The organism is Bacillus sp. GMs2/2 (genome assembly GCF_050172095.1).
Classification (GTDB): domain Bacteria; phylum Bacillota; class Bacilli; order Bacillales; family Bacillaceae_G; genus Bacillus_A; species Bacillus_A cereus.
Window position 1 is genome coordinate 1 of sequence record NZ_JBNLYE010000555.1, and the last position, 2,012, is coordinate 2,012.

Genomic DNA, 2,012 nt, shown 5'->3' on the forward strand with positions numbered 1-2,012 from the left:
ATCTACATTTTACAGACGATAACAACTCACTTCTAAAAACTATACTGTAATTTTAAACTTTACAGTTCTATAAATCAAATGTTAAGTCTTGGATTCATTCTATTAATGTATAATAGGAGCAGTTGAGACAATACTTGCCTCAACCGATTTTTATATCTCTTTATAATTTTTTGCAGTAATGACTGTTTCAAACTCAAAGGTTTCGGGGAGATGATCTGCATAAGAATATTCAAAAGTTCGTCCATCCGTTAAATAAGCTACTTGTTCAACTCGCATTAGGAAATCCTGATTTGTTAAGTTCATAAACTGCTTTTCCCTATCATCTGGGCGAATTCCTTTAACCCTGACAACAGATGTCCCTACTTCAAGACCAAGTTTATTTTGAATATGTGAGTATATCGACTCCTCTAAAACAGAAGCCTCAACACCTGGGATAACCGAAATTGGCATCCATGTATGCTCCATAATCGTCGGAATGCTGTGAATGATGCGGAGGCGAATGATTTTATAGACGAAATCACCGATTGAAACTCCGAATTTCTCAGCAACTACTTCATCAGCCCCAACAATCGCAAACTCGATAATTTTACTTTCTACCTCACTGCCGTATACAGCTTTCGTACCCGTTAAAGTTTGAATCATTCGTGCCTTTTCCTGTTGACGCCAATCTTGCACCACTGTTCCACTTCCGCGCCGGCGGATAATGTAGCCATCTCTAACTAATAGATCCAACGCTTTCTTAATAGTAAGGGCTGAAACACCAAATTCTTCAGCAAGGACGGGGCTACTCGGAATTTTTTCGTTGATTTTATATTCACCGTCTAAAATTTGCTGTTTAATCTTTTGATAAATGCCGAGGTATTTTACTTGTGTTGATCCGCTTGCCATTTTCATACCTCCTTTATACTGCAAACTCTCTTCTATTCATTCAAATGTAAAGCCTTAAGTTTGTAAACTGAAGGTGATGGGGCAGCAAATCCATTTTCTAAGATTTCAATATTCGTTACCGCTTCTTCGTCTTTCACAAGTTTTGGTGCACCATTTATAATTGTTTCATACGCGGCATCATAGAAACGACCGTAATCACCAAGCGGCGTTTTAATTTGTTTTTCAATCCAGTCACCATTTGCATTACGATATTTAGCAACTCCATAGTACATCGGTGAATCTTCACCAAACCCTGCACTCTCAGGCATAATCCCCGCTTTCAAATCATTTTCCTGCTGATCTTCACCATATTTAATAAATGATCCATTTGTTCCATGAACGATAAAGCGTGGATAATCTTTTGCTACGACATGGTTCGTTTTCAGCTTAATCTTCAACTGATTTCCGTAATGTAAACCAACATCGAAATAGTTATCAACCGCACCTTCCATTTCATTATTACGAATATCGTATGTAACCGTATCTGGACGGCCGAATAGTGAAATCATACGGTCCATCGTATGAATACCTAAACTGTAAAATGAACCTTCTTCTTTTGGAGCTTCATGAGTGATTGAACCAGGACGGAAATAATCAATATGTGATTCAATCTCAATAATATCACCAAGGAATCCTTGTTCAATTACTTGCTTCACAGCTAAAAAATCACCATCAAAACGGCGGTTTTGATAAGGCATAACTACTACATCTTTTTCTCGTCCTAAAGCTAATAATTCTTTCGCATGTTCCACTGTATCGCAAAATGGTTTTTCAACGATAACTGATTTTCCAGCAAGTATAACTTTTTTCGCTAATTCGTAATGCGTATGTGCTGGCGTACAGACCGTCACCACTTGAATTTCCTTGTCATTCAACAATTCGTCCAAATCAGTAGTGAAGTAAACACCTTTTTCCTTATATGGAGCCGCTAATTTTTCATTTATTTGACGTACAAAAATCGTTTTTATTTTTATATTATTACGCGTGTTTACATAAGGTAAGTGATAGCGGTTAGCTGACTTTCCAAATCCAATAAAGCCCATTGTTAATGTCATATTTTTCAACTTCCTTGCTCATAAATTTTC

At 37.0% G+C, this 2,012-nt stretch carries 2 protein-coding genes; both read right to left on the reverse strand.

The genetic code is table 11. From position 1 onward, the window contains the following. Positions 1–150 precede the first annotated feature (150 nt). Positions 151–888, reverse strand: a complete 738-nt coding sequence (locus ACQGS6_RS27280) for a GntR family transcriptional regulator (protein WP_426965934.1) — start codon at positions 886–888, stop codon at positions 151–153. 32 nt (positions 889–920) lie between these two features. After that, entirely contained in the window at positions 921–1,982 is a 1,062-nt protein-coding gene (locus ACQGS6_RS27285) for an oxidoreductase (RefSeq protein ID WP_426965935.1), read from the reverse strand. Positions 1,983–2,012: the final 30 nt, after the last annotated feature.

Coding starts and splice junctions, on each gene's coding strand:
- ACQGS6_RS27280 (WP_426965934.1), bottom strand. CDS start 888: ATGGCAAGCGGATCAACACAAGTAAAATACCTCGGCATTTATCAAAAG.
- ACQGS6_RS27285 (WP_426965935.1), bottom strand. CDS start 1,982: ATGACATTAACAATGGGCTTTATTGGATTTGGAAAGTCAGCTAACCGC.